Source organism: Pseudoxanthobacter sp. (genome assembly GCF_036822375.1).
Lineage (GTDB): Bacteria > Pseudomonadota > Alphaproteobacteria > Rhizobiales > Segnochrobactraceae > Pseudoxanthobacter.
Window position 1 is genome coordinate 4,156 of the sequence record NZ_DAISHT010000007.1, and the last position, 16,475, is coordinate 20,630.

Sequence of the window (16,475 nt, forward strand, 5' to 3'; positions counted from 1 at the left end):
GCCGGGCGCCGGCCCGGCGTATTCCGCTGTGTTTGCGCAGGCATGCGCCGCTTTTTCCCCTGCTCCCGCCGCGCGTTTCGCACCGCTTTCGCCTGCGGATGAGGCTTGACATCATTTTGGGCAGCCGCTTAGGTAAAGCGGTTTAGTAAAGCGCTTAACAAGGCGCATGAACGGAGCCGGGGCCGCCTTCCTGTTGGGGGGCCTGCGGCGCGGCAGGGCGGGGCAGGGCGATGAGCCTGAAGGATGTGGCGGCGCGCGCAGGCGTGTCGGTGGCAACGGTATCGCGCATGCTGAACGGCACGCTGGAGCTGCCGGAGGACACCCGCGCCCGCATCAACGAGGCCATCCGCGCCCTCGACTACCGGCCGAACCCGCACGCCCGCCGGCTCAGCCGCGGCCGGTCCGACACCATCGGCCTCGTCGTGCCGGATATCGCCAATCCGTTCTTTGCCACCCTCGTTGCGGCGGTGGAGGAAGAGGCCGGCCGCCACGGGCTGGAACTGTCGCTGTTTGCCACGCTGAACCGGGCCGACCGTGAAATCGGCTACCTGCGGCTGATCGAGCGCAACCATGTCGACGGGCTGATTTTCGTCACCAACCATCCCGACGACGGCACGCTGGCGGCGCGCATCAGCGGCGCAGGGCGGGTGATCGTCGTCGATGAGGATGTGCCCGGCGCGCTGGCGCCGAAGCTGTTCTGCGACAACGAAATGGGCGGCCGCCTCGTTGGCCGGCATCTGGCCGAGAACGGTCACCGCCGGGTGCTGTTCCTGAGCGGTCCGCCGGAAATGGTCTCGGCCCGCGGCCGTCTGCGCGGGCTGCAGCAGGGGCTGGGGCCGGAGGCCGACGTCACCATCCACACCGGCGACTATTCCATCGCGTTCGGCCGCGAGGCCGCCCGCCGCTTCATTGCCGGCGGCTGTCAGGCGACCGCCATCTTCGCCACCTCCGACGAAATCGTCATCGGCCTCATGGAGGTGTTCCGCGAGGCGGGGCTGCATGTGCCGGCCGATGTTTCGCTGGTGGGCTTCGACGATGTCGGGCCGCTGCACCTCTTTGCCCCGCCCGTCACCTCCGTGCGCCAGCCCATCCGCGCGCTCGGCGCACGGGCGCTGGCGCTGCTGCTTGAAACCGACTGGCAGAAACCGGCTGAGAAACGCCCCCCGGAGTTGCTGCCCGTCGAACTCGTCGTGCGGGAATCCGTCGCCCCGCCGGCTGTGAGCTGAGACCGCGACGCAAAACTACAGAGGACGAACGACATGGCTTTCACCCTGACCCGCCGGCTTGTTCTGGGCGCCCTCGGGCTCGCAGCCCTCGGCACCACGGCGCTGACCCAGCCCGCACAGGCCGCCGACAAGACCTTCGCGCTCGTGCAGATCAATCAGCAGGCGCTGTTCTTCAACCAGATGAACGAAGGCGCCGCGAAGGAGGCGCAGAGCCTCGGCGACAAGCTCGTCATCTTCAACGCCAACAACGATGCCAGCGCCCAGAACAGTGCCGTTGAGACCTATATCCAGCAGAAGGTCGACGGCGTGATCGTGGTGGCGATCGATGTCAACGGCATCATGCCGGCGGTGCAGCAGGCCGCCGATGCCGGCATTCCGGTTGTCGCCATCGACGCCATCCTGCCGGCCGGCCCGCAGAAGGCCCAGGTCGGCGTCGATAACGCCAAGGCTGGCGCCGACATGGGCGTCTTCTTCCTCGACTATGTGCAGAAGAATGCCGGCGGCAAGGCGAAGGTCGGCATCGTCGGGGCGCTCAACTCCTACATTCAGAACGTGCGCCAGAAGGGCTTCGAGGACACCGTCAAGGGCAAGGACGGCATCGAGATCGCGGCGGTGGTCGACGGGCAGAACATTCAGGACAATGCGCTCGCCGCGGCCGAAAATCTGATCACCGGCAACCCGGACCTGACCGCCATCTATGCCACCGGCGAACCGGCGCTGATGGGGGCCATCGCGGCCGTGGAAAGCCAGGGCAAGCAGGACAAGATCAAGGTGTTCGGCTGGGACCTGACCGCGCAGGCCATCGACGGCATCGACAAGGGCTATGTGGTGGCCATCGTCCAGCAGGACCCGGCCGGCATGGGCGCGGCGGCGGTGAAGGCCCTCGACACGCTGAGCAAGGGCGGAACGGTCGACAAGGCCGTGTCGGTTCCGATCACCATCGTGACCAAAGATAACGTCGACCCCTACCGGGCCGTGTTCAAATGAGCGAAGCGGCGGCATCTCACGCCGCCGGGGCCGGGGGGCAGACTGCCCCCCGGGTCTCGCTGCGCGGCATCGTGAAGACCTTCGGCTCGCATCAGGCGCTGCGCGGCGTCGATCTCGATCTCTATCCGGGTGAGTGCCTCGGCCTCGTCGGCGACAACGCAGCCGGCAAGTCGACGCTGACCAAAGTCATCTCCGGCACCTACCTGCCCGACGGCGGCGAAATCCGCATCGACGGCGAAAAGGTCGCCTTCTCCGGCCCCGCCGATGCCCGTGCGCGGGCCATCGAAATGGTGTTTCAGGATCTGAGCCTGTGCGACCACATCGACGTGGTCGGCAATCTGTTCCTTGGCCGCGAGAAGACGCGGGGCGGGCTGCTCGACCGGCGCACGATGCTGGAAGAGGCGCGCCGCATGCTCGCGGCGCTGGAAATCCGCATTCCGCGCCTGACGGCGAAGGTGGAGAAGCTCTCCGGCGGTCAGCGGCAGGCGATTGCCATCGCGCGCGCCGCCGCCTTCGATCCCAAGGTGCTGATCATGGACGAGCCGACCTCGGCACTGGCCGTGGCAGAGGTCGAGGCGGTGCTGGCGCTCATCAACCGCGTCAAGGCGCGCGGCGTTTCGGTGGTGCTCATCACCCACCGTCTGCAGGACCTTTTCCGCGTCTGCGACCGCATCGCCGTCATGTACGAAGGCACCAAGGTGGCCGAACGGCGCATCGGCGAGACCGACCTTCAGGACCTCGTCAGGCTCATCGTCGGAGAAGGGGCGCACCCGTGACCGTCTATACCGAACGGGCCAAGGGATCCCCCGTGGCCGATTTCATTGCCGAGAATGCGCAGATCCTGTCGATCGCGGTGTTCTTTCTGGCCTGCGTGCTGGTGTTCACGGCAGGCACGCCCACCTTCCTGACCGCCGGCAACATTCTGAACGTGCTGCGGCAGGCGGCCCCCATTCTGGTGGTGGCGGTGGCCATGACGTTCGTCATCGTCACCGGCGGCATCGACCTGTCGGTCGGCTCGCAGGTGGCGCTCATCAATGCGCTGGCGGCCATCGTCATGGCCGCCGGCCTGCCGTGGCCGCTGGCGGCTCTGGCCATGCTGGCGCTCGGCGCGGCCATCGGCTTTGCGCAGGGCTGGTTCATCGCCTATCAGGGCGTGCCGGCCTTCATTGTCACGCTCGCCGGTCTCTCCATCCTGCGCGGCTTCGCGCTGTGGATGACGGAGGGCTATTCCATTCCCATCAAGGATGCCGCGGGCTTCTTCTGGTTCGGGCGCGGCGACCTGCTGGGCATTCCGGTGCCGGCCCTGATTGCGGTGCTCGCCGCGGTCATCGGCTACGTGGTGCTGCACGCCGCGCGCTATGGCCGGCGGGTGGTGGCGGTCGGCTCCAACATGGAGGCGGCGCGGCGGGTCGGCATGCCGGCGCAGTGGATCATCGCCTCGGTCTATATGCTGTGCGGCGTCGCCTCGGCGGCGGCGGGCCTGCTGATCGCCGCGCGCCTCGGGTCCGGCTCGTCGAATGCCGCGGTGGGGTTCGAGCTGCAGGTCATCGCTGCGGTGGTGCTGGGCGGCACCTCGCTCACCGGCGGGCGCGGCACCATCGTCGGCACCGTGCTCGGCACGCTGACCATTGCCGTTATCGGCAACGGTCTGATCCTGATGCATATTTCACCGTTCTTCACGCAGATCGTCACCGGCGCGATCATCCTCGTCGCCATCTGGCTCAACACGCGCTTCTTCAACACGCGGCTGCGCCTGCCGGGTCTCAAGGGAGGCAGGTCGAAATGACGGTTGCTCCGCTGTCGCCGGCGCATGTGCGCTCCGGCCTCGTCATGACCGTCAACGGTCCCGTGCCGGCGGCCGGTCTCGGCCTGACGCTGATGCACGAGCACATTCTCAACGACTGCACCTGCTGGTGGAACCGCCCGCAAGAGCCCGGGCGCCAGTATCTTGCCTCCTCCCTCGTCTGCATGGAGGTGCTGTCGGAGCTGCGGCAGGATCCGTTCGTCAACCGCCACAACATCACCCTCGACGAAGAGGACACGGCCATCGCCGAACTGAAGCGCTTTGCCGATGTCGGCGGGCGCACGGTGGTGGAGCCGACCTGCAAGGGCATCGGCCGCAACCCGCGCGCCATGCAGCGCATCTCCCGGGCGACCGGCCTCAACATCGTGATGGGCGCAGGCTACTACCTCGCCTCGTCGCATCCCGCCGCGGTCGCCGCCATGAGCGCCGACGACATTGCGGCCGAGATCGTGCGCGAGGCGACCGAGGGCGTCGACGGCACGGATGCCCGCGTCGGGCTCATCGGCGAGATCGGCGTTTCGGCGGCGTTCACGGCGGAAGAGCGCAAGTCGCTCGCCGGGGCGGCGCGCGCCCAGCGCCTGACCGGTCTGCCGCTGATGGTGCACCTGCCGGGCTGGTTCCGCCTCGGCCACGAAGTGCTTGATATCGTGGAAGGTGAGGGGGCAGACCTGCGGCACACCGTGCTCTGCCACATGAACCCCTCGCACGACGATTTCGCCTATCAGGCCTCGCTGGCCGCCCGCGGCGCGTTCGTTGAATATGACATGATCGGCATGGATTTCTTCTATGCCGACCAGCAGGTGCAGTGCCCGAGCGACGACGAGGCCGCGCGCGGCATCGTGCGCCTCATCGAGGCCGGCCATCTCGGCCGGATCCTGCTCTCCCACGACGTGTTCCTGAAGATGATGCTCACCCGCTATGGCGGCAATGGCTACGCCTTCGTCGTGCGTCATTTTCTGCCGCGGCTGAAGCGTCACGGCGTGGACGAGGCGGCCCTCGCCACCCTCATGCACGACAATCCGCGGTCGGTGTTCTGCGCCGCCTGATCCCTTTCCCAGACCTGAACAAAGACAGTCCGCAATGACCAAGAAAATCCTGCTCGTCGGCGAAAGCTGGGTCACCTCCGCAACGCACTTCAAGGGCTTCGATCAGTTCGGCAGCGTCACTTTCCACCTTGGCGCCGAACCGCTGGTGAAGGCGCTGGAGGGCAGTGCGTTCGAGCTCACCTACATGCCCGCCCATGAAGCGGTGGAGAAGCTGCCGTTCGAGGCCGCCGGTCTTGCCGCCTACGATGCCATCATCCTGTCGGATATCGGCGCCAACTCGCTGCTGCTGCCGCCGGCGGTGTGGCTGCACTCGCAGACCGTGCCGAACCGGCTGAAGCTGCTGCGCGCCTACGTGGAGGCCGGCGGCAACCTGCTGATGGTGGGCGGCTATTTTTCCTTTCAGGGCATCGACGGCAAGGCGCGCTGGCGGCGCACGGCGGTGGAAGAGGCTCTGCCGGTCACCTGCCTGCCCTACGACGATCGCGTGGAGATCCCGGAAGGCACCACCGCCGATATCCTGCTGCCGCAGCACCCGGTGATGGCCGGTCTGACGGGCATCGAATGGCCGCCGCTGCTGGGTGTCAACGAGGTTGAGGTGCGCGACGGCGCCACCGTGGTCGCCCGCCTGCCGGCCGATCAGGGTGCCCATCCGCTGCTGGTTCTGGGCACCTTCGGCAAGGGCCGCACGGCGGCATGGACCTCCGACATCGGCCCGCACTGGCTCTCGCCCGCCTTCTGCGCGTGGGAGGGCTATGGCCGGCTGTGGAAGAACCTGCTCGGCTGGCTGACCGATCCGCGCTGAGGCGCAGGCGGTTCGGTGTGGCCGGGCGGTTCACGGTGTGGCGAGAATGGCGGCCATGGTTGCGGCATCGGGAAAGGCCGCGCAGGTGCCCGGCCGCGACACCGCGATGGCCGCGGCCATCGCGCCGTGGCGCAGGGCCTGTTCGTCCGGCTGGCCGCCGCGGCGCAGGGCGGAGGCCAGCACCGTGGCCATGAAGCAGTCGCCGGCGCCGGTGGTGTCGGCGGCCTGCGCCGGCACGGCCGGCACGAAGCGGGCTCCGGCGGCTCCGCCGGTCACCAGCAGCGCGCCTTCCGCCCCGAGCGTCAGCACCACCGTGCCGGCGCCGCGGGCTGCAAGGGCGGCTGCCGCGGCAGCCCCGGTCCGGCCCGTCAGGGCCTCGGCCTCGCCGGCATTGACGAACACGATGCCGGCCCGCCCGGCAAGGCCGGCAAAGGCCGGGCGCAGCGGCGAGGGGTTGAACGCGCTCACGATGCCGCGGGCGCGGGCGGCCTCCAGCACGGCGGCGGTGGCGGCTTCCGTCAGGTTGCCCTGCAGCACCGCAAGATCGCCGGGGCGGGCCTCGTCAAGGGCTGCGGCGGCCTCTGCCGGGGTTACGGATTCCGCGCAGGCAACGGTGGTGACGATCATGTTCTCGGCCCCGCAGGTCATCACCAGCGAGGTGTCGGTTGCCAGATCCGGCCGTCCGATCAGCCGGGCGCCGACCGCCTCGCTGGCCAGCCGTCCGCGCAGGGTCTGCGCCCTCCCGTCGCAGCCCACGGCGGCCGTCAGGCTCACGTCGAGACCGGCGCGGGCCATCGCCACCGCCTGGTTGGCGCCCTTGCCGCCAAGGTCGCTGGAAAGCGCCCGGCCGAACACGGAGGCCCCCGGTCGGGGCCAGTCGGCCAGCAGGAGCGTCTCATCGAGCGCTACGTTTCCAACAACAAAGACCCGCATGACCATTTTCCGGAAAAGTTGATATGCAGCCTGTTTCAGACCATCGGCCCAGCGCAATAAGAGAAATATTCGGCCGTGACAAGGCTCTTATTGGTATGATTCATTGTCATCCGTTCCCGGGCGCACCGCGATACAAAGCTGGGCCGATGGATGACATATACGATGCCGCGATGCGCGATGCGGAGGCCCTTATCGAAGGCGGCTTTCACGGTCTGATGGTGGAAAATCACGGCGATATTCCGTTTTCCAAGCCGGAGGATATCGGCCCGGAAACCGCGGCCTTCATGGCCGTGATCACCGATCGGGTGCGCCGGGCAACGGGGGTGCCGATGGGGGTCAACGTGCTTGCCAATGCGCCGGTGCCGGCCTTTGCTGTGGCGGTGGCCGGCGGGGCGCAGTTCATCCGCGTCAACCAGTGGGCCAACGCCTATGTGGCGAACGAGGGCTTCATGGAAGGCCGGGCGGCGGAGGCGATGCGGTATCGTTCGCTGCTGCGGGCGGAAAACGTGCGGGTCTTTGCCGACAGCCACGTCAAGCACGGTGCCCATGCCATCACGGCCGACCGCTCGGTGACCGAACTGACCCGCGATCTCGCCTTCTTCGATGCGGATGCCGTGATCGCCACCGGCCAGCGCACCGGCGATGCCGCCGACCTCGGCGAGATCGGCGAAATCGCCGCGGCCACCGACCTGCCGGTGGTGGTGGGCTCCGGCGTGACGCCGGACAATGTCGCCGCCATCCTGTCGCGCACGGCCGGCGCCATCGTCGCCTCGTCGCTCAAAACCGGCGGGGTGTGGTGGAATCCGGTGGAACCCGCCCGCGTCGCCCGTCTCGTTGCCGCTGCCGCCCCGCTTCTGGAGCCCTGAGATGCCTGCCAGCCGATCGCTTTCCGAGCGCATTCTTGCCGATAACGCCGCCGTGTTCGCGGCCATGACCGGCCATCGGTTCGTGACCGATATCGAGGCGGACCGGCTGCCGAAGGCCGTGTTCGAGCGCTATCTCGTCTATGAGGGCGCGTTCGTGGAAACCGCCATTGCCATCTTTGCCTATGCGGTGGCAAAGGCGCCGGCGATTGCCGCCCGCCGCAAACTGATCGGCGTGCTCGATGCGCTGGCAAACGAGCAGATCGGCTATTTCGAAACCACCTTTGCCGCGCGCGGCATCGATCCGGCCGCCTGCGATCTCTCCGACCCCGCCGTCGTCGCCTTCCGCGACGGCATGCTGGCGATTGCCCGCGACGGCGACTATCTCGATATCGTGGCCGCGATGTTCGCGGCCGAATGGATGTACTTCACCTGGTGCAGCCGGGCGGCGGCCCGGCCGGTCTCCGATCCGCTGCTGCGGGCGTGGGTCGACATGCATGCCGCGCCGGGCTTTGCCGCGCAGGCCCGGTGGCTGCGCGACGAACTCGATGCCGCCGGCCCGGCGCTTGGCGAGGCCGCCGCGGCGCATCTTTCCGCCGTCTTCGGCCGGGCCGAGGCGCTGGAGGTGGCCTTCCACACCGCAGCCTACGGGAGCGACCGGCCGTGACCGCGCCGCCCATCGACGGCGAGCGCCTGCTTGCCCGCATGGCCGCTTTCGCCGCCATCGGCGCGACGGCAAAGGGCGGCGTCAACCGGCAGGCGCTGAGCCCGGAGGATCGCGCGGCGCGCGCGCTTCTGGCCGGCATCGGCGCGGCGCGGGGGTTCAGCGTTCATCAGGACGCCATCGCCAACCTGTTCCTGCGCCGCGAGGGGCGGGATCCGGCCCTGCCGCCGCTGGTCATCGGCAGTCATCTCGACAGCCAGATCACGGGCGGGCGGTTCGACGGTGCCCTCGGCGTGCTGTCGGCGCTGGAGGTGCTGGAAAGCCTGGCCGACGCGGGTATCGAAACGCCCCGCGCGGTGGAGGTGGTGGCGTGGACGAACGAGGAGGGCAGCCATTACCAGCCCGGCTGCATGGGCTCCATGGCCTTTGCCGCAGGCGCCGTGCCGGCGGCGTGGCATGGCCTGACCGGTCACGACGGCAGCCGCTTTGCCGAAGAGCTTGCCGCAACGCTGGCCGCCCTGCCGCAGGCCGCGATACGGCCGACCGGCTTTACGGTGGCCGCCTATCTGGAACTGCATATCGAACAGGGACCGTCCCTTGAGCGGGCGGAACTTCCCGTCGGCATCGTCACCGGCATTCAGGGCACCCGGTGGTTCGAAGTGACGGTGGAGGGGCAGGCGGCCCATGCCGGCACCACGGCGCTGGCCTTTCGCCGCGATCCGCTGGCGGCCGCGGTCGCCGCGCTCGGCCGGCTCTATGGCCGCGTGATGCCGCAGGATGAGGCGGCCCGCTTCACGGTCGGCCGCATGAACGTCGCGCCGGGTGTCGTCAACGCCATCCCGGAACGGGTCACCTTCTCCATCGACCTGCGGCACCCGGAGAGCCCGGTTCTCGACCGCCTTGAAGGCGAGATCGCCGCAACCCTGCGCGAGGCCGCCGGCGCGGCCGGCTGCACGGCGGAGATGCGCCGCCTGTTCGACATGCCGCCCGCCCGCTTCGATGCCGGTCTGGTCGCGGCGCTGGAGGCGGCGGCGCAGAGATCCGGGTTCGCATTCCGGTCGATGGTGTCGGGTGCGTTTCACGATGCGCTGTTTCTGGCGCGCGTTGCGCCGGCCGCCATGATTTTCGTGCCCTGCCGGGACGGCCTCAGCCACAACGAGGCCGAGTTCGTGCCCGACGGCAATGTCGTGGCCGGGGCGCAGATGCTGCGGGCCGGGGTGGAAGAGATCCTCGCCCGTCTGTAACGGGCCCGCGCTTCAGCGCGTGCAGCGGGTGCAGGCTTCCACGAAGGCACGCAGCTTCGGCTGGCCGCGGCTGGCGCGCGGGAAATAAAGGTAGAGGCTGTCGGCCGGCGGCGAGAACGGCTCCAGCACGGTTTCCAGCGCCCCGCGCGCCAGATCGCCCGCCACGCTCAGCGTGGAGGTGTAGGCAAGGCCCGCGCCCTCGGCCGCCAGCGTGGCCAGCAACGTGCCGTCGTTGACCACGACGGCCCCCGGCGGATCGATGCTGAAGCCCTGTCCGCCGCGCTGGAACTCCCAGCGGTAGACATCGCCGCGATCCGGGCGGCGGTAGCGGATGCACTCGTGGCGGGCAATGTCCTCCGGCGTTGCCGGGCGGCCGTGGCGGGCGAAGTAACCGGGCGCGCCGACCACCATCCAGCGGAACGGCTGCGAGACGCGGAGCGCGATCATATCGCGCGCAATGAACTCGCCGACGCGGATGCCGGCATCGTAGCCGCCGCTCACCAGATCGGCATGGGTGGCATCGACCGTGACTTCGATTTTCAGTCGCGGCCAGCGCTGGCGAAAGGCCGGCAGCACCGGCCGCAGCACCGCCTGCAGGGCCATGGTATGCACCAGCAGCCGCAGTGTGCCGGCGGGGCTGGGGCCCTGCGTGCTCAGGGTCTCCAGCGTGCCGGCAATGATGTCCGCGGCAGGCCCCAGCTGGGAGAGCAGGTGTCCGCCGGCTTCCGTCAGCGCGATGCGGCGGGTCGTGCGCACCATCAGCGGCGTTCCGAGACGGGTTTCCAGCGCCCGCAAGGCCTGGCTGACGGCCCCCGGGGTCACCCCCAGTTCAATGGCGGCGGCGCGAAACGAACCCGCCCGGGCAATGGCCAGAAACTCGGTCAGTCCGTCGAATGCATCGCTGCGTGCCATCGTTTGCTCCCTTGCCCCGACCGGCGATTATATAGCCCGGCTGAACAGCTCATGAAGAGGCGACCCGGTTATCGGGCCGGCCCCGGCACCCCAGATGACACCGGCGGACGGGCCGGCCGCCGCCCCGGCGGGGCGGGGGCTGCCGCGTTCTTCACGGGACCATGACCAGCAGGTGACATCATGCGCTACAAGACACTGGGCGGGACGGGCCTCATCGTCTCCGAAATCTGCCTGGGCACCATGACGTTCGGCGGCCGCGGCGGATTCTGGCCGGCCATCGGCGATCTGGAACAGGCCGGTGCCGATGCCATCGTGGCGCGCGCGGCAGAGGCCGGCGTCAATTTCATCGACACGGCGGATATCTATTCGGAAGGGCTGTCGGAGGAGATCACCGGGCGGGCGATGCGCAATTCCGGCCGGCCACGCACCGATTTCGTGCTGGCCACCAAGGTGTTCGGCCGGGTAGGGCCGGGCGTCAACGACCGCGGCGCCTCACGCGGGCATATCATGGATGGCATCCGCGCCAGCCTGAAACGGCTCGGCACCGATTATGTCGATCTCTACCAGATCCACGGCTTCGATGCGGTAACCCCCATCGAAGAGACGCTGAAGGCGCTGGACGATCTGATCCGGCAGGGGCACATCCGCTATTATGGCCTTTCCAACTGGCCGGCGTGGGCGCTGATGAAAGCGATCGGCCTTGCCGACCGGCTGGGCCTTGCCCGCCCGGCCACCCTGCAGGCCTATTACACGCTGGCCGGCCGCGATCTGGAACGCGAGATTGCGCCGTTGCTGCTGGCCGAAAAAGTGGGGCTGATGGTGTGGAGCCCGCTTGCCGGCGGCCTGCTCAGCGGCAAATATGGCCGCGATGGCAGCGGACCGGACGGCAGCCGCCGGGTGAGTTTCGATTTTCCGCCGGTCAACCGCGACCGGGCCTTCGACTGCATCGATGCGATGCGGCCGGTTGCGGATGCTCACGGGGTGTCGGTGGCGCAGGTGGCTCTGGCCTTCGTCATGAGCCGCCCGTTCGTGACGTCCGCCATCATCGGGGCGCGCAACACCGCCCAGCTTGACGACAATCTGGCCGCTTCCGCGCTGGCGCTCGCGCCGGAGGAACTGGCCGCGCTCGAAGCCGTGAGCGCGCTGCCGGCGGAATATCCGGGGTGGATGCTGGCACGGCAGACCGGCCCGGATTCCGGGGTCGGCATTCTGAAGGGTGAAAATGGCTGAGATCGTCCATCAGACGGAGGCGGCGCCGCAGGCGCCGTCTGCCGCCCTCATCGCGGTCGTGGCCTTTGCCGCCGGCTCGCTGGTTGCCAACCTCTATTATGCCCAGCCGCTCATCGGCTCCATTGCTCCGGCCATCGGCATTTCGGTGGAATATGCGGGCGCCATCGTTTCCGTCACCCAGATCGGCTACGGTCTGGGGCTGCTGTTTCTGGTCTCGCTGGCCGACCGGGTGGAAAACCGCCGCCTCGTGCTGTCGCTGATGGGGCTGACGGCGCTGGGGCTGGCGGGCGTTGCGTTTTCAACCCACGTCGTGCCGTTCTTCATCGCCTCGCTGCTGGTCGGGCTGTGCTCGTGCGGGGCGCAGGTGCTCATTCCCTTCGCCGTCAGCCTCGTGCCGCCGAAGGCCCGCGGGCGCGTTATCGGCAATGTCATGGCCGGCGCGCTCTCCGGCATCATGCTGGCACGGCCGCTGTCGCTGTTCGTGGCCTCGGCATTCGGCTGGCGGGCAATCTTCGTCCTGTCGGCGGTCGTCATGCTGGCGGTGGCCGGCCTGCTCGCCCGCCTCATGCCGCATCACCGGCCGCAGACGGGGCTGAGCTACGGCGCCATTCTGCTGTCGATGGCCGACCTGCTGAAGACACTGCCGGTGCTGCGCTGGCGGTCGCTTTATCAGGCGCTGCTGTTTGCCGCCTTTCATCTGCTGTGGACGGCAGCACCGCTGATGCTGGCCGAGCGCTTCGGCCTCAGCGACCGGGCCATTGGCCTGTTCGCTCTCGCCGGGGCGGGCGGGGCGCTGGCCGCACCGCTGGCCGGCCGGCTGGCCGATGCCGGCCGCAGCGGGCTGGCAACGGTGCTGTCGATGTTGCTCGTCGGGGTCGGCAGCCTCGTTTCCGGCTGGGCGGCGGCCGGCGGCATGCTGATTTCGCTGGCCGTGCTGATGGTTGTGGTGGATGCGGCGGTGCAGACCAATCAGGTCGTCAGCCAGCGCATCATCTTTGCCGCCCCCGCGGCGGTGCGGGGACGGGTCAACGGTGTCTACATGACACTGGTGTTCGTCGGCGGGGCCATCGGCTCCATGCTCGGCACGCTGACCTATCACCATGGCGGCTGGGCCGCGACGGCGGCCACCGGCACGGCGCTGGGTCTCGGTGCCCTTGCGCTCTACGGGCTGGAGACGCGGGCCGCAGGCCGGCAGAAGGCCGGCGCCTGAACGGCGCCGGTTTATTTTCCCGGAAACGGGCGGGCCGGCCGGTCTCAGGCGAGGCCGGTCCACGTCAGCAGGCGGTCGGTGATCTGCGCACCGGCCACCAGCAACACACCGGTCCATGCCAGCGCCAGCGCCGAAACGCCCAGCGCGGCGAGCATGGCCATGCCGTCGCGCGCTGTCATCGCCAGTGCCAGCAGAATGAGCGAGATCGCCGGCAGCAGGTTGCCCGTCGGCAACGGCAGAGCAATGGCAATGCCGAGCAGCACCATGAGCAGGCCGATCAGGCTGCGGGCCAGCGTGCCGGTCAGCCCCTTCAGCCGACGCCGGCGCATGCGGCGCTCCGCCTTCTGCAGCCAGGGGGTGGCCCTGGCGCACATCTTCTGCAGCAGGGGCGGGGAGAGATGGCGCCGGCGCAGCCACTCCGGCAGCCAGAGCCGGCGGCTGCCGGCCATCACCTGCAGGGCGACGAAGGCGAGGCAGGTGCCGAGCCCGACGCCGAGCGGCCCCGGAATGGGGATCAGCGTGATGAGCGACAGCAGCACGATCGTCAGCCCCACGCCGGTGCGGCCGAGGCAATCCAGCACCTCGCCGATCGTCACCTGTTCGCGGCCGTCGACGCGCAGCGACAGGGACTGCAGGGCGGCAGAGGCCATCCAGCGCTGCGAGAAGGGTTCGGGGGCGAAGGTCACAGGAGCACCGTCTGATCACCGGGCAGAGGCTTGCGAAAGAGGCTTGCGAAAAGGGCTTGCGAAAGAGGCGGAGAGGGGCCGCGCGCGGCCCCGCTCTCATCGGCCCGGGCGCACCGCATCCGACGCGCGCTCATCGCCCGCGCCGATCCCGGTTGGGTGTTCCCCGGTCGAACGGTCTCCGGTCGCGGGCTGCAGAACCGTGCGGTCTTCGGCGCTGCTGCGCACGAGGCTCCACACGACGCCCGCGGCGATGATGGCAAATGTGATGGCGAGCGACAAGAGCGCAGGGAATTTCTCCAGCCCCATGAACTCGGCCGCGAACACCTTGCCGCCGATGAAGATCAGCACGATCGCCAGCGCCGGCTTGAGGTAGCGGAAGCGGTGGATCATGGCGGCCAGCGCGAAATAGAGGGCGCGCAGGCCGAGGATGGCGAAAATGTTGGAGGTGTAGACGAGGAACGGATCCGTGGTGATCGCGAAGATCGCCGGCACGGAATCCACCGCGAACACGATGTCCGCCACTTCCACCATCACCAGTGCCATGAACAGCGGTGTCACGAACAGCGCCGTGCGGCCGGTTCCGGGGTGCGGCTGGCGCACGAAGAAGCGATCGTCGTGCAGCCGGTCGGTCACGTTCAGGCGGCGGCGCATGAAGCGGATCAGGGCATTGTCGCCGATCTCGGCCGGTTTCTCCTCGCTCCACAGCATGCGGATGCCGGTGAAGACGAGGAAGGCGGCGAAGATCAGCAGCACCCATTCAAAGCGGGCGACGAGCGTTGCCCCGACGCCGATCATGATGGCGCGCAGCACCAGCACGCCGAGGATGCCCCAGAACAGCACCCGATGCTGATAGAGCCGGGGAATGGCGAAATAGCTGAAGATCAGCGCGATGACGAAGACGTTGTCGAGCGCCAGCGTCTTTTCGACGACGAAGCCGGTCACATAGGCAAGGCCGGCCTCGTCGCCGAGCGACCACCACACGAAGCCGCCGAAGGCGAGGCCGAGCGAGATGTAGAACGCGGAAAGCAGGAGGCTTTCACGCACCGAAATTTCATGATTGTGGCGGTGGAGCACGCCGAGATCGAAGGCCAGAATGGCAATGACGAGCGCCAGAAACGCCAGCCACATCCAGACGGGCTTGCCCATCCACAGCGTGTCGATGGCCACCCGGCCTGTATCGATGGCAAGGAGCGCGAGATCCATGACCGGACCTTCCCCGGGCCGGCGAGCGATGTCGATGACGGTCCGACATCGCAAGAGCGCCGGCAGGCTCTTGCCAGAGGGGCCCGGACCCATGGGTTACCCGGCATATGGGCGCCGCCGCCGCTCATTCAAGGCGCAGGGGCCAAAATCGACGCTGCCCGTTGCTGCAGCGGAGACAGTCTTTCCCCGTCGCGCACGGCTGCACGCGGCCACTGGCCGGACTATCTCGGGCATCGGGTTCCTGAAATGCAGGCGGGCCCGGCCCGCAGAGGAGATGTCATGAAGACGCTGACCGGCATTACCGGCAGCCATCACCGCCACTGGGTGGGCGATGGCTTTCCGGTGCGCACGCTGTTCGATTATTCGCAGGCGGCAACGTTCAGTCCGTTCCTGCTGCTGGATTATGCCGGCCCGCTGGCGTTTGCCCCCACCACCGCGCGCCGCGGCGTGGGCCAGCATCCGCACCGCGGGTTCGAGACGGTAACGATCGTCTATGACGGCGCAGTCGAGCACCGCGATTCGACCGGGGCAGGGGGCATCATCGGTCCCGGCGACGTGCAGTGGATGACGGCGGCGGGCGGCATCCTGCATGAGGAGTTCCACGCACCGGCTTTCGCGGCGAAGGGCGGAACGTTCTGTGTGGTGCAGCTCTGGGTCAATCTGCCGGCGCGCGACAAGATGAGTGCACCGGGCTACCAGTCGCTGCGGGCGGCGGACATTCCCGCCGTCGCCCTGCCGGACGGGGCGGGGGCCGTGCGCGTCATCGCCGGCGCGCTCGCCGGGGCCCGCGGTCCGGCGCGCACCTTCACACCCGTGAATGTATGGGACGGCCAGCTCACCGGCCGCGCGGCAGCGGAGCTGACCGTGCCGGACGGGCACAATGCCTTCGTTGTGGTGCTGGACGGCCGGGTGCGCGTCAACGACAGCCGCGTTCTCGGCGAGGCCGACGTTGCCGTGTTCGACCGAACCGGCACCGGGCTGCGCATCCTGCCGGAGGGCGAGGCCCATGTGCTGGTGCTGAGCGGCGCGCCGATCGACGAACCGGTGTTCGGCCATGGCCCGTTCGTGATGAACACCCGGGCGGAGATCATCGCCGCCGTGGAGGATTTCAACGGCGGCCGCTTCGGCACCATCCGCCCCGCCGGGGCGTGAAGGCGGGCACCGCCGTAGGCCGGCTCGCGCAGCGATCCGTAAGGCCCCGCCGGTTCTGCGCGCTGAGCAGCGGCAGTGCCGCGTGCCACGGCATCGGATCGGCTTTTATCGCCCGCCGGCAGGGCCTCCTGCCGGCGGGCTCGTCCATCGTCGGCGACATGTGCGGGGCAGGGCTGATGATGCCCGGTATCGAACTCGTGGCAGACACAGCGCCGTGCGCTCCGTTCGATCTGCACCTTCAGGCCGGTATGCCGTTCGACCGCACTGCCTGTGAGAACGGGCTCGTGGCGCGCTGCATGGGCGCTGTGCTCGGCTTCCGCCGCCGCGCGTCATCACCGCGGCCTTGTCGATGAGATCGCCGATAAGGTCGCCGCCATCCCTCGGCACCCTTGAGGCCCGGCTGCGCTGATCTGTGCCCGCCCGGCGACGGGTTCCGTTTAGCGCTGTTCCGCCGGACAGGCAGACCGGTGCCTTCGGCGTCTGCCCGGGAGTCGGGTGACGGTCGTTTTGGAC

At 68.7% G+C, this 16,475-nt stretch carries 16 protein-coding genes; 12 read left to right on the forward strand and 4 right to left on the reverse strand.

Annotated features, from left to right (window positions below; all coding sequences use genetic code 11):
* The first annotated feature begins 230 nt into the window (after positions 1–230).
* The 6 genes from V7067_RS01750 to V7067_RS01775 are packed head-to-tail and all read left to right on the forward strand — an operon-like array spanning position 231 to position 5,865.
* Complete coding sequence (locus V7067_RS01750; RefSeq protein ID WP_334174149.1) at positions 231–1,226, forward strand: LacI family DNA-binding transcriptional regulator; 996 nt, start codon at positions 231–233, stop codon at positions 1,224–1,226.
* A 33-nt stretch (positions 1,227–1,259) separates the two neighbouring features.
* The gene (locus tag V7067_RS01755; protein ID WP_334174150.1) at positions 1,260–2,213 is read left to right on the forward strand and encodes a substrate-binding domain-containing protein; all 954 of its coding nucleotides are present in this window, start codon (positions 1,260–1,262) and stop codon (positions 2,211–2,213) included.
* Positions 2,210–2,989, forward strand: a complete 780-nt coding sequence (locus V7067_RS01760; protein WP_334174151.1) for an ATP-binding cassette domain-containing protein — start codon at positions 2,210–2,212, stop codon at positions 2,987–2,989. The genes V7067_RS01755 and V7067_RS01760 overlap by 4 nt, the downstream gene beginning before the upstream one ends.
* Entirely contained in the window at positions 2,986–3,999 is a 1,014-nt protein-coding gene (locus V7067_RS01765; protein WP_334174152.1) for an ABC transporter permease, read from the forward strand. Before V7067_RS01760 ends, V7067_RS01765 begins: the two co-directional genes overlap by 4 nt.
* On the forward strand, positions 3,996–5,063 hold the full coding sequence (locus V7067_RS01770) for a phosphotriesterase-related protein (protein WP_334174153.1): 1,068 nt from the start codon (positions 3,996–3,998) through the stop codon (positions 5,061–5,063). Before V7067_RS01765 ends, V7067_RS01770 begins: the two co-directional genes overlap by 4 nt.
* A 34-nt stretch (positions 5,064–5,097) precedes the next feature.
* A complete protein-coding gene (locus tag V7067_RS01775) occupies positions 5,098–5,865 on the forward strand; it encodes a glutamine amidotransferase (RefSeq protein WP_334174154.1) in 768 nt (255 codons plus the stop codon).
* Positions 5,866–5,895: 30 nt separating this feature from the next.
* On the opposite strand, the gene V7067_RS01780 is transcribed toward V7067_RS01775, so the two are convergent.
* A complete protein-coding gene (locus V7067_RS01780) occupies positions 5,896–6,798 on the reverse strand; it encodes a PfkB family carbohydrate kinase (protein WP_334174155.1) in 903 nt (300 codons plus the stop codon).
* Positions 6,799–6,821: 23 nt separating this feature from the next.
* On the opposite strand from V7067_RS01780, the gene V7067_RS01785 reads away from it, so the two are divergent.
* From V7067_RS01785 to V7067_RS01795, 3 genes are read left to right on the forward strand one after another with little or no spacing between them, the layout of a single operon-like run.
* On the forward strand, positions 6,822–7,664 hold the full coding sequence (locus tag V7067_RS01785) for a BtpA/SgcQ family protein (protein WP_334174156.1): 843 nt from the start codon (positions 6,822–6,824) through the stop codon (positions 7,662–7,664).
* A 1-nt stretch (position 7,665) separates the two neighbouring features.
* On the forward strand, positions 7,666–8,328 hold the full coding sequence (locus V7067_RS01790) for a TenA family protein (RefSeq protein WP_334174157.1): 663 nt from the start codon (positions 7,666–7,668) through the stop codon (positions 8,326–8,328).
* Positions 8,325–9,569, forward strand: a complete 1,245-nt coding sequence (locus tag V7067_RS01795; protein ID WP_334174158.1) for a Zn-dependent hydrolase — start codon at positions 8,325–8,327, stop codon at positions 9,567–9,569. Before V7067_RS01790 ends, V7067_RS01795 begins: the two co-directional genes overlap by 4 nt.
* Positions 9,570–9,581: 12 nt before the next feature.
* On the opposite strand, the gene V7067_RS01800 is transcribed toward V7067_RS01795, so the two are convergent.
* Positions 9,582–10,481: a LysR family transcriptional regulator gene (locus tag V7067_RS01800; RefSeq protein ID WP_334174159.1), complete on the reverse strand. Its 900-nt coding sequence runs from the start codon at positions 10,479–10,481 to the stop codon at positions 9,582–9,584.
* Between the two features lie 180 nt (positions 10,482–10,661).
* Here V7067_RS01800 and V7067_RS01805 point away from each other — a divergent pair, with 180 nt between their 5' ends.
* Complete coding sequence (locus tag V7067_RS01805; protein ID WP_334174160.1) at positions 10,662–11,711, forward strand: aldo/keto reductase; 1,050 nt, start codon at positions 10,662–10,664, stop codon at positions 11,709–11,711.
* Positions 11,704–12,921: an MFS transporter gene (locus V7067_RS01810; protein ID WP_334174161.1), complete on the forward strand. Its 1,218-nt coding sequence runs from the start codon at positions 11,704–11,706 to the stop codon at positions 12,919–12,921. Before V7067_RS01805 ends, V7067_RS01810 begins: the two co-directional genes overlap by 8 nt.
* A 44-nt stretch (positions 12,922–12,965) precedes the next feature.
* Here the strand turns inward: V7067_RS01810 and V7067_RS01815 are convergent, their stop codons facing one another.
* Both V7067_RS01815 and V7067_RS01820 read right to left on the reverse strand, forming a co-directional pair.
* Positions 12,966–13,607 (reverse strand): exopolysaccharide biosynthesis protein, encoded by a 642-nt coding sequence (locus tag V7067_RS01815; protein WP_334174162.1) that lies wholly within the window; start codon positions 13,605–13,607, stop codon positions 12,966–12,968.
* Positions 13,608–13,703: 96 nt separating this feature from the next.
* Positions 13,704–14,810, reverse strand: a complete 1,107-nt coding sequence (locus V7067_RS01820; protein WP_334174163.1) for a TerC family protein — start codon at positions 14,808–14,810, stop codon at positions 13,704–13,706.
* 279 nt (positions 14,811–15,089) lie between these two features.
* On the opposite strand from V7067_RS01820, the gene V7067_RS01825 reads away from it, so the two are divergent.
* Complete coding sequence (locus V7067_RS01825) at positions 15,090–15,962, forward strand: pirin family protein (protein ID WP_334174164.1); 873 nt, start codon at positions 15,090–15,092, stop codon at positions 15,960–15,962.
* Positions 15,963–16,475: the final 513 nt, after the last annotated feature.